The organism is Novosphingobium meiothermophilum (assembly GCF_003171715.1).
Lineage (GTDB): Bacteria > Pseudomonadota > Alphaproteobacteria > Sphingomonadales > Sphingomonadaceae > Novosphingobium > Novosphingobium meiothermophilum.
Genome location: NZ_QGHL01000013.1, coordinates 1 through 17,813 on the forward strand (window position 1 = coordinate 1; position 17,813 = coordinate 17,813).

Annotated in this window: 17 protein-coding genes, 1 tRNA gene and 3 pseudogenes; 14 read left to right on the forward strand and 7 right to left on the reverse strand. The window is 61.0% G+C overall.

Annotated elements, in window-relative coordinates:
• Both DKM43_RS12390 and istA read left to right on the forward strand, forming a co-directional pair.
• Positions 1-124, forward strand: a pseudogene (locus DKM43_RS12390) (IS5 family transposase); the annotation flags it as partial.
• Between the two features lie 61 nt (positions 125-185).
• A pseudogene (istA, locus tag DKM43_RS12395) lies at positions 186-1,052 on the forward strand (IS21 family transposase); the annotation flags it as partial.
• A 123-nt stretch (positions 1,053-1,175) separates the two neighbouring features.
• Here istA and DKM43_RS16810 read toward each other — a convergent pair.
• Both DKM43_RS16810 and DKM43_RS16730 read right to left on the reverse strand, forming a co-directional pair.
• Positions 1,176-1,256 (reverse strand): annotated as a pseudogene (locus DKM43_RS16810) (hypothetical protein); the annotation flags it as partial.
• A 124-nt stretch (positions 1,257-1,380) separates the two neighbouring features.
• Positions 1,381-1,689, reverse strand: coding sequence for an Arm DNA-binding domain-containing protein (locus DKM43_RS16730; protein WP_236632562.1), 309 nt, complete (start codon positions 1,687-1,689; stop codon positions 1,381-1,383).
• Positions 1,690-2,150: 461 nt separating this feature from the next.
• Here DKM43_RS16730 and DKM43_RS12405 point away from each other — a divergent pair, with 461 nt between their 5' ends.
• From DKM43_RS12405 to DKM43_RS12435, 7 genes are all read left to right on the forward strand, one after another.
• On the forward strand, positions 2,151-2,747 hold the full coding sequence (locus DKM43_RS12405; RefSeq protein ID WP_109798819.1) for a hypothetical protein: 597 nt from the start codon (positions 2,151-2,153) through the stop codon (positions 2,745-2,747).
• Between the two features lie 347 nt (positions 2,748-3,094).
• Positions 3,095-3,700 (forward strand): hypothetical protein, encoded by a 606-nt coding sequence (locus DKM43_RS12410; protein ID WP_109798820.1) that lies wholly within the window; start codon positions 3,095-3,097, stop codon positions 3,698-3,700.
• A gap of 41 nt (positions 3,701-3,741) precedes the next feature.
• Positions 3,742-5,298, forward strand: a complete 1,557-nt coding sequence (locus DKM43_RS12415; protein WP_109798821.1) for a type I restriction-modification system subunit M — start codon at positions 3,742-3,744, stop codon at positions 5,296-5,298.
• Positions 5,295-6,536, forward strand: a complete 1,242-nt coding sequence (locus tag DKM43_RS12420; protein WP_109798822.1) for a restriction endonuclease subunit S — start codon at positions 5,295-5,297, stop codon at positions 6,534-6,536. The genes DKM43_RS12415 and DKM43_RS12420 overlap by 4 nt, the downstream gene beginning before the upstream one ends.
• 1 nt (position 6,537) lies before the next feature.
• The gene (locus DKM43_RS12425) at positions 6,538-9,672 is read left to right on the forward strand and encodes a type I restriction endonuclease subunit R (RefSeq protein ID WP_109798823.1); all 3,135 of its coding nucleotides are present in this window, start codon (positions 6,538-6,540) and stop codon (positions 9,670-9,672) included.
• Positions 9,673-9,758: 86 nt separating this feature from the next.
• Complete coding sequence (locus tag DKM43_RS12430; RefSeq protein WP_161554085.1) at positions 9,759-10,304, forward strand: DUF488 domain-containing protein; 546 nt, start codon at positions 9,759-9,761, stop codon at positions 10,302-10,304.
• A gap of 69 nt (positions 10,305-10,373) precedes the next feature.
• Positions 10,374-11,387 (forward strand): site-specific integrase, encoded by a 1,014-nt coding sequence (locus DKM43_RS12435; RefSeq protein WP_236632563.1) that lies wholly within the window; start codon positions 10,374-10,376, stop codon positions 11,385-11,387.
• Positions 11,388-11,400: 13 nt separating this feature from the next.
• Here the strand turns inward: DKM43_RS12435 and DKM43_RS12440 are convergent, their stop codons facing one another.
• The gene (locus tag DKM43_RS12440) at positions 11,401-11,736 is read right to left on the reverse strand and encodes a helix-turn-helix domain-containing protein (protein WP_109798825.1); all 336 of its coding nucleotides are present in this window, start codon (positions 11,734-11,736) and stop codon (positions 11,401-11,403) included.
• 138 nt (positions 11,737-11,874) lie between these two features.
• Here DKM43_RS12440 and DKM43_RS12445 point away from each other — a divergent pair, with 138 nt between their 5' ends.
• Both DKM43_RS12445 and DKM43_RS12450 read left to right on the forward strand, forming a co-directional pair.
• Entirely contained in the window at positions 11,875-12,300 is a 426-nt protein-coding gene (locus DKM43_RS12445; RefSeq protein ID WP_145960521.1) for a hypothetical protein, read from the forward strand.
• A gap of 360 nt (positions 12,301-12,660) precedes the next feature.
• On the forward strand, positions 12,661-13,440 hold the full coding sequence (locus tag DKM43_RS12450; RefSeq protein WP_109798827.1) for a reverse transcriptase domain-containing protein: 780 nt from the start codon (positions 12,661-12,663) through the stop codon (positions 13,438-13,440).
• A 129-nt stretch (positions 13,441-13,569) separates the two neighbouring features.
• Here DKM43_RS12450 and DKM43_RS12455 read toward each other — a convergent pair whose 3' ends face one another.
• A complete protein-coding gene (locus DKM43_RS12455; protein ID WP_161554086.1) occupies positions 13,570-13,866 on the reverse strand; it encodes an Arc family DNA-binding protein in 297 nt (98 codons plus the stop codon).
• A gap of 103 nt (positions 13,867-13,969) precedes the next feature.
• On the opposite strand from DKM43_RS12455, the gene DKM43_RS16515 reads away from it, so the two are divergent.
• From DKM43_RS16515 to DKM43_RS12465, 3 genes are all read left to right on the forward strand, one after another.
• The gene (locus DKM43_RS16515) at positions 13,970-14,122 is read left to right on the forward strand and encodes a hypothetical protein (protein ID WP_161554087.1); all 153 of its coding nucleotides are present in this window, start codon (positions 13,970-13,972) and stop codon (positions 14,120-14,122) included.
• Positions 14,122-14,334, forward strand: a complete 213-nt coding sequence (locus DKM43_RS12460) for a hypothetical protein (protein WP_109798829.1) — start codon at positions 14,122-14,124, stop codon at positions 14,332-14,334. The genes DKM43_RS16515 and DKM43_RS12460 overlap by 1 nt, the downstream gene beginning before the upstream one ends.
• A gap of 85 nt (positions 14,335-14,419) precedes the next feature.
• Positions 14,420-15,406 carry a tyrosine-type recombinase/integrase gene (locus tag DKM43_RS12465; protein WP_236632564.1) on the forward strand — a complete coding sequence of 329 codons (987 nt, stop codon included), beginning with the start codon at positions 14,420-14,422 and terminating at the stop codon, positions 15,404-15,406.
• Positions 15,407-15,438: 32 nt separating this feature from the next.
• On the opposite strand, the gene DKM43_RS12470 is transcribed toward DKM43_RS12465, so the two are convergent.
• From DKM43_RS12470 to DKM43_RS12480, 3 genes are all read right to left on the reverse strand, one after another.
• A tRNA-Cys gene (locus DKM43_RS12470) sits at positions 15,439-15,512 on the reverse strand.
• Between the two features lie 102 nt (positions 15,513-15,614).
• The gene (locus DKM43_RS12475; RefSeq protein ID WP_201739864.1) at positions 15,615-16,439 is read right to left on the reverse strand and encodes a crotonase/enoyl-CoA hydratase family protein; all 825 of its coding nucleotides are present in this window, start codon (positions 16,437-16,439) and stop codon (positions 15,615-15,617) included.
• 146 nt (positions 16,440-16,585) lie between these two features.
• Positions 16,586-17,785, reverse strand: a complete 1,200-nt coding sequence (locus DKM43_RS12480) for an LL-diaminopimelate aminotransferase (protein WP_109798859.1) — start codon at positions 17,783-17,785, stop codon at positions 16,586-16,588.
• Between the last annotated feature and the right edge of the window lie 28 nt (positions 17,786-17,813).

The window sequence follows — 17,813 nt, forward strand, 5'->3', positions numbered from 1 at the left end:
GTTCAACAAACTCAAGAACTGGCGACGCGTTGCAACCCGATACGACAAAACCAAGGAATCCTACCTCGGCTTCGTCGCTCTCGCCTCAGTCAAACCCTGGCTACCCTTTGTCCACGAAACCTAAAAGGGACCCCTCATTCCGATGGTGTAGCGAGCCGCCTGGAGTTGCAGGTGGCGAGATCGGGATGTTGGTGGTGGAGACAGTCGTGCGGATCCGGCGCGAGTACGCGGGTGGGAAGGCGATCAAGGCGATTGCGCGGGATCTGCGGCTATCTCGCAAGGTGGTGCGCAAGGCGATCCGGGCGCCGGAAGGCGCGTTCGATTACCATGGCACGGTCCAACCGCTGCCCCGGCTTGGGCCGTTCCAGGAGCGCCTCGATACGCTGCTGACGGAAAACGAGGCCCGGCACTGGCGTAACCGGCTGCGGATGACCCGGATCCATGATCTGCTGTGCCGGGAGGGGTTCGAGGGATCCTACGATGCGGTGCGGCGCTACGCCCGGCGCTGGGCGGAAGCACGGCGCAAGGATGCTGGCGATGGCGTCCCGGCGTTCATCCCGCTGCTGTTCCAGCCCGGCGAGGCCTACCAGTTCGACTGGAGCCACGAGGACGTGGAGATCGCCGGCAAGCCGATGCGGTTGAAGGTGGCGCACATGCGGCTGTGCGCGTCGCGGGCGGTCTACGTCCGGGCCTATCCCCGCGAGACGCGGGAGATGGTGTTCGATGCCCATGCCCGTGGCTTTGCCTTCTTCGGCGGCGTTCCGCTGCGCGGGATCTATGACAACATGAAGACCGCGGTCACCACCGTGTTCGTCGGCAAGGAGCGGGTGTTCAACCGCTGCTTTCTGGTCATGGCCGATCATTACATGGTCGAGCCCACGGCCTGCTCGCCGGCGGCGGGATGGGAGAAGCGTCAGGTCGAGAACCAGGTCCAGACCATCCGGGGGCGCTTCTTTCAGCCCCGCCTCCGCTTTGCCAGCATCGAGGATCTCAACGGATGGCTGGAGGCCGAGCGTCTGCGCTGGGCCGCGTTGCATCCGCATGGCGCGCAGCAGCGCACCAAATTCGGTGGGGTCGGTGATGGGGGCGAAATGCTTGACCTTCGGCGAGGTCAGCGCGCCAATCAGCAGTTGGGCAGGATCACGTTCGGCGCGGGCCGTCGCGACCGCATAACGAAACACGCGGCTGACAAAGGACCGGAGCAGATTGGCGGTTTCGAAGCGGCCCCGCCGCTCGTGCTTCCGTAGCTCATGCAAAAGTTCCTGCGGAGAGCGATCTCGGTAACGGGGCGTTTGCCAAAATCCGTGCCGAGCAGCTTTACGAACCAGGGCATCTTTTCCAGCGTCGGCTCCGCCAGCCCCTCGCGCGTTTTCTTCTCTATCAGTTCCTCGGCCACGGTAGCGAAACTGTTGCTGGCACGAATGCTCGCCTCGATGCGCGCTTGCCGCTTAGCAACATTCGGATCGACGGCGTGAGCCACCTGTCTGCGGGCGGCAGCGCCTCGGTCAGTGTGATCTCCGGGTAAGACCCCAACGCCAATTTCCGTTCCACGCCATTCATGCGGTATTTGACGCGCCAAAGCTTGCTGCCCCTCGGGTTGACCAGCAGATACAGGCCCTGCGAGTCAGCGACTTTGTACGGCTTTTCTGTGGGTTTGGCATTTCGGATCGCGGTATCGGTCAGCGCCATTGGGGGCCTCGATTCTGCGGAGGCTTCGCAAGGCCCCCAAATTAGGCCCCCATCATCCGCACTTGTAGGCGAACAGGGGCATCCGCTGACAATCAGCGAATGCCCATAAACTAGGGGAAATCAGGGATTTTTTCAACTGTCGGCAGGCGCTGCCAGACAGGATTTTGGAGGCCCGAGCCGATATACCACAACCTCTAAAGGTCAATGGCTTATATCTGCTAACCGCCCATAACCCCCCTATTGAAAACAAAAAAGAACTTTCAGCTCCTGCTAACCGGCTTGGCCGGAGCTGGAGGTTGGCCGCTGCCCGCTACGATCAGCACTCGTCACCTTGACGTTCCCTGAATTGAAAGCCCCCGCCTTGCCGGGCGAGGGCCTTCAGGAGCGCCGGGATGACGCTGACGTGCAACAGCATTCCTAAGTCCGGTGCTCCTTCCGATCAACTGAGAAGGAGAATACCGATGTCCGAAGTGATCCCGTTCTTGCCAAAGGCACAGGCCAAGGCTGCGCTCGCGGCTGAGATGGCTAAGGGCAAGACCAAGGCAAAGGGGGCGAAGGTTCCCGACAAGAAGGCCAAGGCGTTCGCAAAATCTGCCGAGAAAGCCGCACAAGCCAATGCGCTGTGGGAGCGCCCCAACCTGCTCGCCATGTGCCGGAAGCTGGCGGGCACTGACATGGCCGCTGGCATCCTGCTCCATCACATTCTGTATGTGTGGCGCAACCGGGACCACAAGCTGCAACGGAAACTGCCCGGCTGGCCCTGCGATCAGTGGCTGGCCCACAGCAGGGACGGGTGGGCAGTCGCATCGGGCCTGTCATCCACCGAACTGGCGAGACGCGCCTTACCGAGGCTCAAAAATTATTGCAGCGAGTTCCTCATGATCCGGGCCATGGGGCATGGCCCAGCGAAAAAACTATGGATCAGCGTGGACGAGATCGCATTGCAGGAACACATCTCCGGGTCTGCTGCCATGCCGTGGGACATGTTCTACGCTGCGCTCAACGGCATCGGTCCCGGTCATGAAAAGCAGCCCGCGAACGCTTACGCGAAGGCGTAAGGCAGCCTTCTTTCGGCGTGATGCGGAAAGCATGTGAAATGCGATTTTGGGAACGATTATCAATGCAGCCCGAACAGGCACGGTTAAATACCTTCGGTATTATAGAGAACTGGTAGAAGAGAAATGTTTCCTCTTATCTTACGATAAGAGGGCGGAGCCGGTCGCTGTCGCTCCCGCTACGCGTGTTCTCCGAACCCTGTTCGGATACCCTCTCCCGAGGAGAAAAAGATTGCCCAAGCCTTAAACGTGACCGTTTGGGCATAATTAGTGTTGGAAGGGGTAAACCGCTGTTTTCTGTGATTGCAATTAATTGCAATCAATTATCCGTTAGGATCGAGACGATATGCTTGGGCGCATTCGAGATGCAGGAGCGCCAAATGCTGCCGGTTCAGCATAAACCAGATGTCGCCCGTCTCCAGCAGGAGGCACTGGCCCTCGCGGCCAAGCCCACGAAGAGCTTTCACGCCTTCGCCCGCGCCCTGTGGGCAGCGCACAGCAACGACCCCACGTTCCTGTATGAAGTGGAACGGGTTGCGGGGGTTAAACGCCGGACGCTATTCTACCTTTCGAAGGTGGGCGGTTTCCTCGCCGATTACAGCATCACCGAGGAGCAGGCCGAGCGGATCGGGTGGACCAAAATCCAGATCGTCGCACGCCATGTCGCGAACCAACCGGAGAGGATCAGTCAGCACGCCATGCAAGCCAAGCTGGGGATCGCGGCTCGAACACCTGCGCACGCCCTGCCAGCGGCTCTGGAGGCGCAAGACGCACCATCGCAGGGGCCACTCCGCTCGGTGCTCCTGCGTCTCCCTGCCGAGCAATATGCCGATGTCGAGGCCGCGCTGATCGCATGTGGCGCAGAGCCGCGAGGAAAAGGCTTGGTCGGCAAGGAAGATGCCCTCGTGCAATTGGCTCAGTACTTCCTCGACAAATCAGACAGAGCCGCGCCATAAGAACGGCACCGGGACCGTTACCGAATATCAGGGGGAAATCATTGTCTGTTGACCTTCAGGACCTATCGCGGCGTCTGTTCAAGACCGCCGAGCAGCTATGGACCAACACCGCGCTGCGTCCTGACCAGTATGCCCAGCCCGTCCTCGCCCTGATCGCCCTGCGGCAGATGGAGGCCCGGTTCGATCTGGTCCACGCCGAGCTGTCGAAGAGCTTCACGGGCCGCCTTAAGCCCACGCCGCAGGATTATCACGGGCACGGCGCGGTGTTCCTGCCCGATCATGCCCGCTTCTCCTACCTGCTGGGCCTGCCGGAAACGGAGAACCTTGCCGAGGCGCTCAACGCGGCGATGGAGGCCATCACCGAGCATAACCCCGATCTCGCCGGTGTGCTGCCGCGTGGTTACGGCGCGCTGCCCAACAGCGTGCTGCGCGAAGTGTTGCGCCTGCTGTCCCCGCTGAAGATCGAGGGCGACGCCTATGGCCTGATCTTCGAGTATTTCATGGGCGAGTTCGCATCCGCCTTCATGCAGAAGGGCGGCGAGTATTTCACCCCCAGTTCCATCGTGAAGCTGATCGTCGAGGTGATCGAACCCTATCACGGCAAGATATTCGATCCCGCCTGTGGATCGGGCGGCATGTTCGTCCATTCCGCCGAGTTCGTGAAGCGGCACCACAAGAACCCTTCCCGCGAGATCAGCATCTACGGGGCCGAGAAGATGGAGGACACGCAGAAGCTGTGCCGCCTCAATCTGGCGGTGCATGGCCTCAGCGGCGATGTGCGGGTGGCAAACAGCTATTACGAAGACCCGCACAAGATGGTGGGCGCGTTCGATTTCGTGATGGCGAACCCGCCGTTCAACCAGTCGGAGGTCGATCGGTCCCGGCTGGTCAATGATGCCGGGCACGTCGAGGCGCGCTTTTCGCTTGGCGTCCCCACGGTCAACAATGCCAACTATCTGTGGATCGGCCTGTTCGCCGCCGCGCTCAATGACAAGGGACGCGCTGGCTTCGTCATGGCCAATTCCGCTTCCGATGCAGGGGGATCGGAGCGCGAGATGCGCCGCAAGCTGATCGAAACCGGCGCGGTGGACGTGATCGTCACCACATCGCCCAACATGTTCTTCACTGTCACCCTGCCGGTGACGTTGTGGTTCCTCGACAAGGGCAAGAAGGGCACGCCCCGCGCCGACGAGGTGCTGTTCATCGATGCACGGCATATCTTCCGTCAGGTCAACCGCGCCCAGCGCGATTTCACACCGGACCAGATCGAGTTCATCGGCAACATCGTGCGCCTGTGGCGCGGGCAGGAAGAGGAACTGGAGGCGGGCAGCGGCCCGGCGATGACGGCCACGTTCGGCGACGATGGCTACAGGGACGTGCCCGGCCTGTGCAAAGTCGCCACCCGTGCCGAGATCGCCGCGCAGGACTGGAGCCTCAACCCCGGCCGCTATGTCGGCGTCGCGCCGGGCGAGCAGGTGGAGGACGAGGACTTCCGCGAGCGGCTTGAAGCCTTGCAGGAGGAACTGGAAGGGCTGAACGCCGAAGCGGCGCGCTTGCAGGATGTGATAGCGGCGAATGTGGCAGAGGTGCTGGCGTGAGTGAGTGGACTATTCATGCCATCAAAGACATTGCCCTCGGCATCTATGACGGCCCGCACGCTACGCCGCCACTTTCGGATGATGGTCCCGTGTTCCTCGGAATTGGGAATGTCACTGATGACGGCCACCTAGACCTGTCGAGTGTCCGACACATAGCCGAAAAAGACTTCGGGAAGTGGACCAAGAGAGTGACCCCCCGCGCCGGTGACATCGTATTCACTTACGAGGCTACCCTAAATCGCTACGCGATCATTCCCGAAGGGTTCCATGGATGCCTTGGGCGGCGAATGGCGCTAATCCGACCTGACACGGACAAAGTGGATACAAGGTTTCTGTTCTACAGTTTCTTCGGCAAGGAATGGCGAGAGACTATCGAAGCTAATCGGCAATCGGGGGCCACCGTAGATCGCATTCCTTTGATCCGGTTTCCAAACTTTCCGATTGTGCTCCCGCCTCTCGAAACCCAGCGCCGTATCGCGTCGATCCTTGGAGCATATGACGATCTGATCGAGGTGAACCGGCGGCGGATCGCGGTGCTGGAGGAGATGGCGCGGGGGCTGTTCGAGGAATGGTTCGTCCGCTTCCGTTTCCCGGGCCATGAAGCGGTGCCGATCCTCGACACACCCAATGGCCCCCTGCCGGAGGGGTGGACTTGGGGTGCCTTTCGCGATCTTGCCCGCGAGGTGCGCCAAACGGTGTCGCCAGACGATGTGCCTCCCAACACTCCTTATGTCGGACTGGAACACATGCCGCGACGGTCCTTCACGCTCGATCAGCATGGGCAGGCCGAGGATGTCTCAAGCCTGAAATCGCGTTTCCAGCGAGGTGATGTTCTGTTCGGGAAAATCCGCCCCTATTTTCACAAGGTGGTCTGGGCGGGCTTCGATGGCATCTCATCGACGGATGCCATTATTTGGCGTCCTGTTGCTGGCCTCACTGCGCAAGCACTGGCCACGGCATCCAGCGATGCTTTCGTGGCCTATTCGGTTCAGACCTCCAACGGAACAAAGATGCCCCGCGCCAATACCCGCGTGCTCGCCGATTATCGCTGCGCGCTGGCACCATCTGACATTTCGAGCCGATTTGAGGATACGGTCGGGCCAATGGTAGAGCTTTGCGCGACCTTGCAGGCAGGGAGCCACCGCCTCGCCAAATCTCGCGACCTTCTCCTCCCCCGCCTGATCTCCGGCCAGCTTTCCGTCGCCAAGGCGGAACGCCAACTGGAAGAGGCCGCCTGACATGGCGCGGGGGCTTACCGGCATCGTCGCGTCGGAGGATGGCCTTGTCGAAAAACCCGCGCTTGCCCTGTTGCAGCAACTGGGCTGGCAGCATGTCGATCTGCACGGCGAACAGCCGGGACCGGACAATCCCACGGGGCGCACCAGTTTCCAGCAGGCGTATTTCCCCGCACATCTGAAGGCGGCGTTGCGCAAGCTGAACCCGGCCCTGCCAGCCGAAGCCCTCAACACCGCCGAAGCCGAATTGACCCGCGACCGTTCGGCGATGCTGCCGGTCGCCGCCAACCGAGAAGTGCTGGCGCTGATCCGCAATGGCGTTCCCGTTCAGGTGCGCCGCGATGACGGCAGGTTCGACGATCTGCTGGTCCGCGTCATCGACTGGCGGGACATTGCCGCCAATCACTTCCTTGTCGCCAGTCAGGTCTGGATCGACGGAGTGCTGCACCGGCGGCGGCCGGACACCATCGGCTTCGTCAACGGCCTGCCGCTGCTTCTGGCGGAGTGGAAAGGCCCTGCCTGTCCGCTGGCCGACGCTTACGACAACAATCTGCGCGACTATCGCGACACCATCCCCCACCTGTTCCCGGCCAATGGCTTCGTGATCCTGTCGAACGGACTGGAAGCGGTGATGGGCGCAGCCCATGCTCCCTATGAAGTGTTCGCGCCGTGGAAGCGGCTGGAGGAAGACGGGCCGGACGACCCCAGCCTTGAAACCCTGCTGCGCGCAACCTGCGAACCCGCCCGCTTCCTCGACCTGATCGAAAGCTTCGTGCTGTTCGACGAGGTACGCGGGGGGCTGCGCAAGATCGTCGGCAAGTATCATCAGGTGCTGGGCGTCAACCGCGCCATCGAAGCCGTCCGCCATATCGAAAGCAATCAGGGGCGGCTGGGCGTGTTCTGGCACACGCAAGGGTCAGGCAAGAGCCTGTCCATGGTGATGTTCGCGGAAAAGGTGCTGAGGCGGCTGGGCGGGAATTACACCTTCGTCATTGTCACCGACCGCACCGAGCTGGACGACCAGATTGCCGGGCAGTTTGCGTCGGCGGGCGCGCTCACCAAGGATATTCATCAGGCGCAGGCGGGAAGCCGCGCCCATCTGAAAGAGCTTCTTGCGGGCAATGAACGCTATGTGTTCTCCCTGATCCAGAAGTTCAGCACGGCCGACAGGGAGCCGATGCCGGTGCTGTCCGAACGATCCGACATCATCGTGATGACCGACGAAGCCCACCGCAGCCAGTATGACCAGCTTGCCGCCAATATGCGGGCGGCGCTGCCGAACGCCTCCTTCATCGGCTTTACCGGCACACCGCTGATCCAGGGCGAGGAAAGCCGCACCCGCGAGGTGTTCGGCGATTATGTCTCCGTCTATGATTTCGCCCAGTCCGTGCGCGACGGCGCGACCGTTCCCCTGTTCTACGAGGCGAGAAAGCCGGAGTTGCAGCTTCATTCCGACGAGTTTCGGGAGGAGATGGACGCCCTGCTGGACGAGGCCATGCTGGACGAGGAGCAGGAAAAGAAGCTCAGCCAGCAGTTCGGGCGGCAGTACACGCTTATCACCGCGCCCGACCGGTTGGACAAGGTGGCCGAGGACGTGGCGCTGCACTTCGCCATGCGGGGCTATCGCGGCAAGGCGATGTTCGTCGCCATCGACAAGGCAACCGCCGTCGCCATGCACGACCGGGTCAGGGCCGCAGTCGCCCGCCTGATTGCGCAGGACGAGGAACGGCTGAAGATTGCCCATGAGGCGGAGGGCGCGGCAATAGCCGAGCGGCTGATGTGGCTGCGCGAACTCGACATGGCGGTGGTGGTCAGCCAAGGCCAGAACGAGATCGACGACCTGCGCAAGAAGGGCCTCGACATCCTCCCCCACCGCGAGCGGATGCAGAAGGAGGACTTGGAGGCGAAGTTCAAAGACCCCGACGATCCGCTACGGCTCGTGTTCGTCTGCGCAATGTGGATCACCGGCTTCGACGTGCCCACCATCGGCACCGTCTATCTCGACAAGCCGATGAAGAACCACACGCTGATGCAGACCATCGCTCGCGCCAACCGCCGGGCAGAGGGCAAGACATCGGGCGTCATTGTCGATTATGTCGGCGTGTTCCAGAACCTCCAGAAGGCGCTCGCCATCTATGCGGGCGGCGGGGGCGATGAAACCCCGATCAAGGACAAGGAGGCGCTTGTCGCCAGCCTTGAAGATGCGTTGGGATCGGCGCGAGCCTTCGTCCAGCCACTGGGCATCGACCCGGACGCCATCACGTCGGTACGCGATTTCGACCGGCTTCGGCTCATCAATCAGGCCGTGGAAGTGCTGATCGCGCCAGACGAGCGCCGCCGCGAGTTTCTGCGCCTGACCGCCGCCGTGACCAAGGCATATAAGGCGCTGCTGCCCGATGAACGGGCCGCGCCCTATCTCCGGCCGGTTGCCGTGTTCCACACCCTGTCCGACGCGGTGAAGGCAAAGCTGGGACCAGTCGATATATCCGCCATCTCCGCCCGCATCGCCGAACTGCTCGACGAGAAGCTGGAGGGCGTCGCGATCCTGACGCCCATCGTCGAGGGCGACACTGCCAAGGGACGCGTGGACCTCTCCGGCATAGACTTCGATAAGCTGGCCGATCTCTTCGCCGCCAGCCCGAAAATCACCGCCGAAAAGCTGCGCGACGCGGCAGAAGACAAGGCCCGGAAAATGGCCGAGGCCAATCCCACGCGGCAGCATCTGGTGGAGCGGCTGGAAAAGCTGGTCGCCGATTACAACGCCGGTTCAGTTGATGCCGAGCAATTCTTCGAGGCGCTGAAGGCGTTCATCGGCGAAATGGACGAGGAGGAGCAGCGCGCCGCCCGTGAGGAACTGACGGAAGAGGAGCTGGCGATCTTCGATCTTCTGACCAACCCGGAACCCAAGCTCACCAAGGCCGAGGAGCAGGATGTCAAACGGGTGGCGCGATCTCTGCTGGGAAAGCTGCGCGACCTGACCGGCGCGATAGACTGGGTTCGCGGACAGGAAACGCGGGGCGCGGTCTGGACCGAGATCAGGCAGCGCCTCAACGAACTGCCGGAAAATCCCTATCCGCAAGCATTGTGGGACAGCAAGGTGGAGCAGGTCTGGGATTTCGTATTGCGGCGGTATGCGTGATGTTGAAAAAGTATTAAGTAGTTGAAAATAGTGGCTTAATCTACAAACCCACTTAGGATGATCCTTGTTTCACAAGGTTCATTATCGTGATTAGCGTTCTTTCAGTTGGGCATTCAAATATCGGCTGGGACGAGTTCAGCTACGCCCTCGATCAATTCAACGTCGGCTGTATCATCGACGTGCGATCATCGCCCTGGTCGCGCTGGCAGCACTTCTGCAAAACTGAACTGCGGGGCCGCCTGAACCGGGTTGGGGTGTCCTATGTCCACTTAGGCGACGTTCTGGGCGGAAGGCCGAGAAGCGGACCGACCGATTACGCGACGCGGCGCGGGACCGCCGCCTTCACCACGGGGATCAAGACCGTTCTGGAGATCGCTGCCCGATGCACACCTGCCCTCCTATGTGCGGAGCGTGACCCGCTGCATTGTCACCGCTTCCTGCTGATCTCTCGCCACCTCAACGAGCTTCCCAACGTCGGGGTCTGGCACATACGCCACGACGGCACACTGGAGGGGCACAGCCAGGCCGAGGACCGCCTGCTGGCACTGCACGGTATGTCGGGCGACTTGTTGGCCAGCCGGGAGGAGCAGGTGGCCGAAGCCTACACCCGGCAAGAGCGGAGGTTAGGCTGACCCGCTCGCGACTTCGCAGATCGTGACCCCCGATTTCCGGCACAGCGGCCTTAACGGGAAGTCCCGGAAATGTCGGCCAGACACCCTCTTGGAGACACGCAAAAAATGGTGAAATCAGTGCTTTCTGATCTGATTGCAATTAATTGCAAACCCACCGTCGGAAATTGGGCCGCACCTCCGCCCTCACAGGCGATCTCAGACCCGGTGCGCCGCTTCCTCTCCTCTTCCCTATCCGCTGGCACCCAGCGCGCCTACGCGGCCGATCTGGCGCATTTCCGAGCATCGGGCCGGGACATTCCCTGCTCGCCGCAAAGCATCGCGGACTATCTCGCCTCCCTCGCCGAGACCCATGCTGTCGCCACGATCCAGCGCCGGGTGGCGGCAATTGCAAAGGCGCACCGGGCCTCAGGCTTCGATGATCCCTGCCGATCCGAGATCGTCAGAGCCACGATGCAGGGCATACGGCGGACCAAGGGGACTGCCCAGCGCGAGGCACGGGCGTTGCAGCGCGACGATCTGTTCGCGGTGCTTGAGCGCATGGGCGACCGCCCCATCGATCTGCGGGACAAGGCACTGTTGTTGATCGGGTTCGCCGGAGCGTTCCGTCGCTCCGAACTCGTCGGGTTCGACTGCGGCGATGTCGAACATGTTGGCCGGGGGATCGTGCTGCATCTACGACGGTCCAAGACCGACCAGACCGGCCAAGGTCGCAAGATCGCCATCCCGCATGGGCGCACGCGCTGGTGTCCTGTCCGTCACCTCACAGACTGGCTTGCCCATGCCGGGATTGAGGAGGGGCCGATCTTTCGTAGCATCGATCGGCATGGGCACATCTCTCCTGATCGTCTCTCCGGGGATGCTGTCGCCATGATCGTCAAACGGCGCTTGGAGACAGCAGGCTTCGATCCCGCTGCCTTCTCCGGTCACTCGCTACGCGCCGGGCTTGCGACGAGCGCCGCCATGGCCGGGGCTTCCACCTATAAGATCAGAGCGCAAACCGGCCATAAGAGCGACGCCATGCTTGCTCGCTACATTCGGGACGGCGACATGTTCACCGACAACGCGGCGGGCGTGATCCTCTGATGACCCGCGTCGATCAGCCTTTCGGACGCAGCGCGGCTTCGATCACGCCGTTCAACCAGCGCAGGTCGCTGTCGCTGAGGCTTCCTAACCGACTGACAATATCAGTCAGCGCGGCGCGTTGAAGCTGACCCGCAGGCAAGTTGGGCGTGAACAATTCGGCGGGATCGACCTCAAGCGCATTTGCGATCTGAGAGATAACGGCGAAGCGGGCACCGCTGCTCCCGCCTTCGATCTTGGAAATCATGTCCGTGCTGATGTTGGCGCGCTCGGCTAGCGCCTCCTGGGTCAGCCCAGCGCGCACCCTGTGCGATTTCACCAGTCTGCCGAACCTCGTGCGCAAATCGACCATGCTGCCTCCCGGTGGAGGTCTAGCCGGGAGCCTCAATGCTAATGAGGGAAGGCACTTCTAATATAGCTATAAATAGTAAGTAACCGGCAACTTTCTCGAATTAGCTTACGGATTACAGGCCACCCTGAGAGAACCGTTATGTCCAACCCGCCTGAAGCCCTTGCAATGACCGGTAGCGAAGGATCACCGACCAGCGGCAAGCCGACATGGCTGAAGGTCTTACAGGGTATTGCACTCGCACCGATTATGCTCGGTGGCTTCCTCCTGCTTGGCTATCTGACGACAGGTGGTGAGACCAAGTCCGCGAACCCTCAAGCTGCCTGTCTCGACAGCCGCTACATGTTCGACATTCTGTGGGAGGTGAAACAGTCTCTCCGCGAACCGGACAGCTTCGAGCACATCCGTTCAAGCGCGACGGGCGTTGACGAGAATGGGGTGCAGCGCATCCTCATCGAGTTTCGTGCGCGCAACGGATTTGGAGGGGTGAACATCGGCAAGGCAGTCGCCGACGTGCAGTTCCAAGGATGCAAGCTAGTCAGTTGGCGGCTTATCGACGGTAGGTAGGTAAGTCTCCGCTCTGCCCGCGCCCTACCGCATCCTGAGCATGACGCTGCTACTTGAAATTACCGCGCAGCGACAGCATACAGACAGTCCCTCGGTATGAGGTTCTTCCTGCGGCAATTCGGAATTCCGGAAAAGCTGCTTCGGGGCAACACGATGGACCGACTTCGGATCATCATGATGCCTGCTTGGTTGGTGATCTGCGTGCAAGCGCAAGGCAGCCGAGGGTTGATGGGAGAACCCACGGTATGAAGAAAACCTCGCGTTTTAATCACTACTGTGGCCTCGCCTTGGAATACGGAGCTAATGCGTTCAAACTCGCATATTACGTTCTGAAGTTCCTCGGCGAGGTCACCAACTACCGTGCGCAACCTCTACGACCACCATTTCACGCTTAAGCCCGGCACCCGTGTCTACATCCCCACTGAGATGGGGAGGAAGCGTGGAACGGCAATCAAAGAGGCTATCGAAGGCTTGTGGAAGCCGCCAGCAAACTATTTTCACCTTTTGGGAGGCGGACATGTTGCAGCGGTTAGATCACATCGAAACGCTACTTGGCTCGCTTCGCTGGATTTACAGCGTTTTTTCGACCAGATCACACGAACAAAAATTCATAGGGCGCTCAAGGTCATTGGCTTGCCGCACGAGGATGCGTGGGAGATGGCGTGCGACAGCACGGTAGACAAGAAACCTCCGAGGCGACATTTCAGCCTTCCTTTCGGCTTCGTGCAGTCGCCCATCGTAGCCTCGGTTGTGCTTGCTCAGTCCGCATTAGGAGGTGCCATCAGAAGCGTCCTTGCGGATGGGCTGACTGTCACCGTCTATGTCGATGACATCACCATCTCTGGGCCTTCCGAGGAGCAGGTGCGCGCTGCGGTCGAGCAGCTTGACGCCGGAGCAAAGTTGGCCGGGTTCGCTTTCAACTCCGACAAGACGCAGCCGCCGGCGGGAGGGGTAACGAGTTTCAACATTGCGTTCGGATCGGGCGTGCTGGAAGTGACTGAAGAGCGGATGGTCGAGTTCGAGGCCGCCATCCGCAACGGCAACGAATATCAGGTCGAAGGAATTCTCGGCTATGTTGGCAGCGTAAATCATGGTCAAGCTGACCGACTAGCGGACGCCGAACGTCGAACTAACCTCTGATAACTCTTACTTATCAGAGCCTACAAACCCGCCCGATTAGCCCATTTCGCGAGAACGCGCCCCGCTTACGTCCTGCCCACCTGCTTGTCGGTCTCCCGCTGCGGCTCAAAGGAGACACGTGGGGCCAGATCACGATCGCGCTTTCTGCAGCGCCTTCACGGCCTTTTCGAGTTCGGAGATGCGAGCCTCCATATCAGGATCGTCAGACGCCGCTTTTACAGTCGCGGCCTTGATGGTCTGCACGAATGACAAGCCGGTTTTTTCTTCTGCCTGCAAGCTGGCTTCCAGCCGAAGCAGGACTTCCGCTGTCGTCGATCTGCCATTAGCCTTTGCGATCTGGTCCAGCCGGTCCCGCAGATCGGACCCTTCGGCAAAGCGTAACAGCAGTTGCTTGCCCGTTTGCGGCTTTCGGCGTTCGGCTGTCATCAGGCACCTCATCTAAAGCTATCTCAGAGATATTGCATATATGTTATCTCTGAGATATACGATCTCCATCAGTGTGACAATCGCAATGTGGGATGGAGACCCTATGAAGGCCAAGACACAGATGCTCATCCGCCTTTCCGCTGACTTGAAAGCGCGGTTGAAAGATCGAGCTATCGCAAACAATCGCACCGCCACCGGCGAACTGATTGCCATTCTGGAACGGGCACTCGACGCCGATCCGAAGGAAGTTGCGTGATGGCTCGCTCCAAGCTCACTCATAATCGCGCCGACATTCGGGCGATGTGGGAACTGATGGAGAAGATGGGGCAAGAACCTGTCGCCGTGAAGCTCCACCCGGACGGCACGTTCCGCATCATGACGCGCAGGCATACCGAGGCGAAATACGGGACTACGGCCCACCCGATGGGAAATCCGTGGGATCAGGTGTTTACCCATGCCCCGGTATAAGCGGCCTCCCTATGTCCACGCTTATCTGGACAGGCATGGAAAGCAGCGGATTTACTATAATCGGCCCGGATCGAAGAAGGTCCCGTTGCCAGGTCCGATCTACTCCGAAGCCTTTATGGTGGCGTATCAAAAGGCGGTGGAGGGGGAAGCGCAACAGATCGCACGCGTCGGCACTTCCCGTCTTGTGCCGGGCAGCTTTGGCGATCTTCTGAGGCGCTATTACACTGCCCCCGAGTTCCTGAACTTGGCACCTGCTACTCAACGCAATTATCGGCGGATACTGGAGCGGTTTGCAGAGAAGTGCAGGGATTTACCCGTCGCGGCCCTTAAGCGATCTCACATCAAAACCATGATCGGTCAGATGGAAGATCGACCGCAAGCCGCAAACAGCCTCTTGAAGCGCCTAAAGACACTGCTGAACTTTGCCGCAGACATAGACATGATACAGCACAACCCTTTGTTAGGAATGCGCGGCTTGAAAGTCTCGTCCGAGGGCTTCCACACTTGGACGGAAGAAGAGATCGCCCAATTCGAAGCGTACCACCCGATCGGCACTAAGGCGCGGCTCGCCATGGCGCTCATGCTCTACACGGGGCAGCGTAAATCTGATGCCGTTAAGATGGGCTGGCAGCACGTGAAGGGAGACAGGATCGCCGTCTGCCAAGACAAGACCGGTGCGTTGGTTGATATCCCTATCCACCCAGAGCTGAAAAGGGTTTTGGAGGGGACGCCACGCCAAAACATGACGTTCCTCGTCACGGAGTATGGCAAACCGTTCACCGCCAACGGCTTCGGTAACTGGATGCGGGACAGGTGCGATGAAGCGGGCCTGCCGCAATGTTCATCGCACGGGCTTCGAAAGGCAATGGCAAAACGTCTAGCGGAGGCCGGGTGCTCGGTGAACGAGATTATGTCGATCACGGGCCATGCCACGGAGGGCGAAGTGATCCGCTACACGAAAGAGGCACAGAAAAAAGTGCTCGCCGACCATGCAATGGACGCGCTCCAGCACGACAGGGGGCAGGGCAAATCTGCTAACCCCGTCCGCATGGTTAGCAAATTGAAAGGATAACCCCTTGGAACTCTGTCACTTAAACAAGGGGGTGGAGGCCCGAGCCGGAATCGAACCGGCGTAAACGGATTTGCAGTCCGGTGCGTAACCACTCCGCCATCGGGCCTCGATCGCAGGTCTTGCGTGGTTGGGCGCGGTTAGCCCGAACACGGGCTGGCCGCAAGGGGTTCTTGCACCATGCCCGCTGGCACGCGCCCTTATCCGACAATCACGGGTCGACGAAAACGCCGACGCGCTTCTCCATGCCCGCGCGCACGGCTTCCATCTGGTTCTTCGAATACATCAGTTCGTGCTGGGCAAGCGATTCGGCCATCAGCACTTCATCCACCGTCATGTCCGGCGTGCGGTTCGACAGCGACTTGGCACCGCGCACCGCGTTGGGGCTTTTCAGGGCGATTTCGCGGGCGAGCGTGAGCGCATCGGCCAGAGGATCGAGGCTGACATGGGTGGCGAAGCCGAAGCGCGCCGCTTCCTCGCCCGAAAACTCGCGGTGGGTATAGGTGAGTTCGCGCAGGACATCGTCGCGCACGTTGCCGCGCCACAGGGCATAGCCCGCCATGTCGGGCACCAGCCCCCACTTCACTTCCATCACCGCCAGCCGCGCATCTGGCGCAACGAAGCGGATGCAGGCTCCGCTCGCCACCTGCAACCCGCCACCGAAGCACACGCCATGCACGGCGGCCACAACCGGCATCGGCAGCTTGCGCCAGACCATGGCCGCCTGCTGCGCGCGGTTCGCGTTGCCGTGGGTCCGTTCGGCCAGACCGCCACTGCCGCCCTCTGCGCCCCAGCGATCAGTCCGGTCCATGCTGGCAAGGTCAAGGCCCGCGCAGAACGACCGCCCCGCGCCTGAAAGCACCACCGCGCGCACGCCGCGCTCGTTATGGAGGAAATGGCCCGCAGCAACGATGCCTTCGAACATGGCATCATCCAGCGCGTTCATCTTGTCCGCCCGGTCGAGCAGGACATGGGCGAGATGATCGTCGATGGTGACGGTGACGCGATCGTGGAAGTTTCTGGTGGAGGTTGTCATCCTGGGCATCCGTGGCTGGGGCTTTGGCGCAAGGTTGCCCCAGCCCCCAGCGGCGGTCCAGCGTCGTGATTTGACGGATCGCCGAAATGCATGGCCCTCCGGTGGATCAGCGCCGAAGGGCCATGATGCACGCGTTGCGTTGCGCCTCAGGCAGCCGAGGCGTTGACGCCCATCGATTGCAGGTAGCGCTTGATGTTGCGCGCGGCCTGGCGCAGGCGCTGCTCGTTCTCCACCATGGCGATGCGCACGAAGCCTTCGCCGTCTTCGCCATAGCCGACGCCCGGCGCCACCGCGACTTCGGCATGGGTGAGAAGCTGCTTGGAAAACTCCAGACTGCCCAGATGCATAAGCGCAGGCGGAAGCGGCGCCCAGGCAAACATCGAGGCCCTGGGGCTGGGAATGTCCCAACCTGCGCGGCCGAAGGCTTCGACCATCACGTCGCGGCGCTTCTGATAGAGTTCGCGGTTCTTCTGGACGATGTCCTGCGGACCGTTGAGCGCAGCGCAGGCGGCCGCCTGAATCGGCGTGAACGCACCGTAATCGAGATAGGACTTCACCCGTTTGAGCGCGGCGATCAGGCGCGGGTTGCCCACTGCGAAGCCCACGCGCCAGCCCGCCATCGAAAAGGTCTTGGACATCGAGGTGAACTCGATCGCCACATCCTTGGCGCCGGGCACTTCAAGGATCGACCGGGTCGGGTTGCCGTCGAAATAGAGTTCCGAATAGGCAAGGTCCGACAGGATCCAGACCTTGTTCTCCTTGGCCCAGGCCACAAGCCTTTCATAAAAGGCAAGATCCACCGTCTCGGCCGTGGGGTTGGACGGATAGTTGACAATCAGGATCGAGGGGCGCGGAACCGAATACTTCATCGCCCGGTCAAGCGAATCCCAGTAGCGGTCATCCGGCGTTGTCGGCACCGAGCGGATCGTCGCCCCGGCGATGATGAAGCCGAAGGTATGGATCGGATAGCTGGGATTGGGCGCCAGCACGACATCGCCTGGCGCGGTGATCGCGGTGGCGAGGCTGGCAAGGCCCTCCTTCGATCCCATGGTCATGACCACTTCGGTTTCGGGATCGAGTTCCACATTGAAGCGGCGGGCATAGTAATTGGCCTGCGCCCGGCGCACACCGGGAATGCCTGAAGATGCCGAATAGCCGTGCGCATCGGGCTTTTGCGCCACTTCGCACAGCTTGTCGATCACATGCTGGGGCGGCGGCAGATCGGGATTGCCCATGCCGAGGTCGATGATATCCCTACCGGCGGCGCGCGCGGCGGCCCGCATGCCGTTGACTTCGGCAATGACGTAGGGCGGCAGGCGCTTCATGCGGTAGAATTCTTCGTCCACGGTTGAATACTCGTTGATAAGGCGGGGC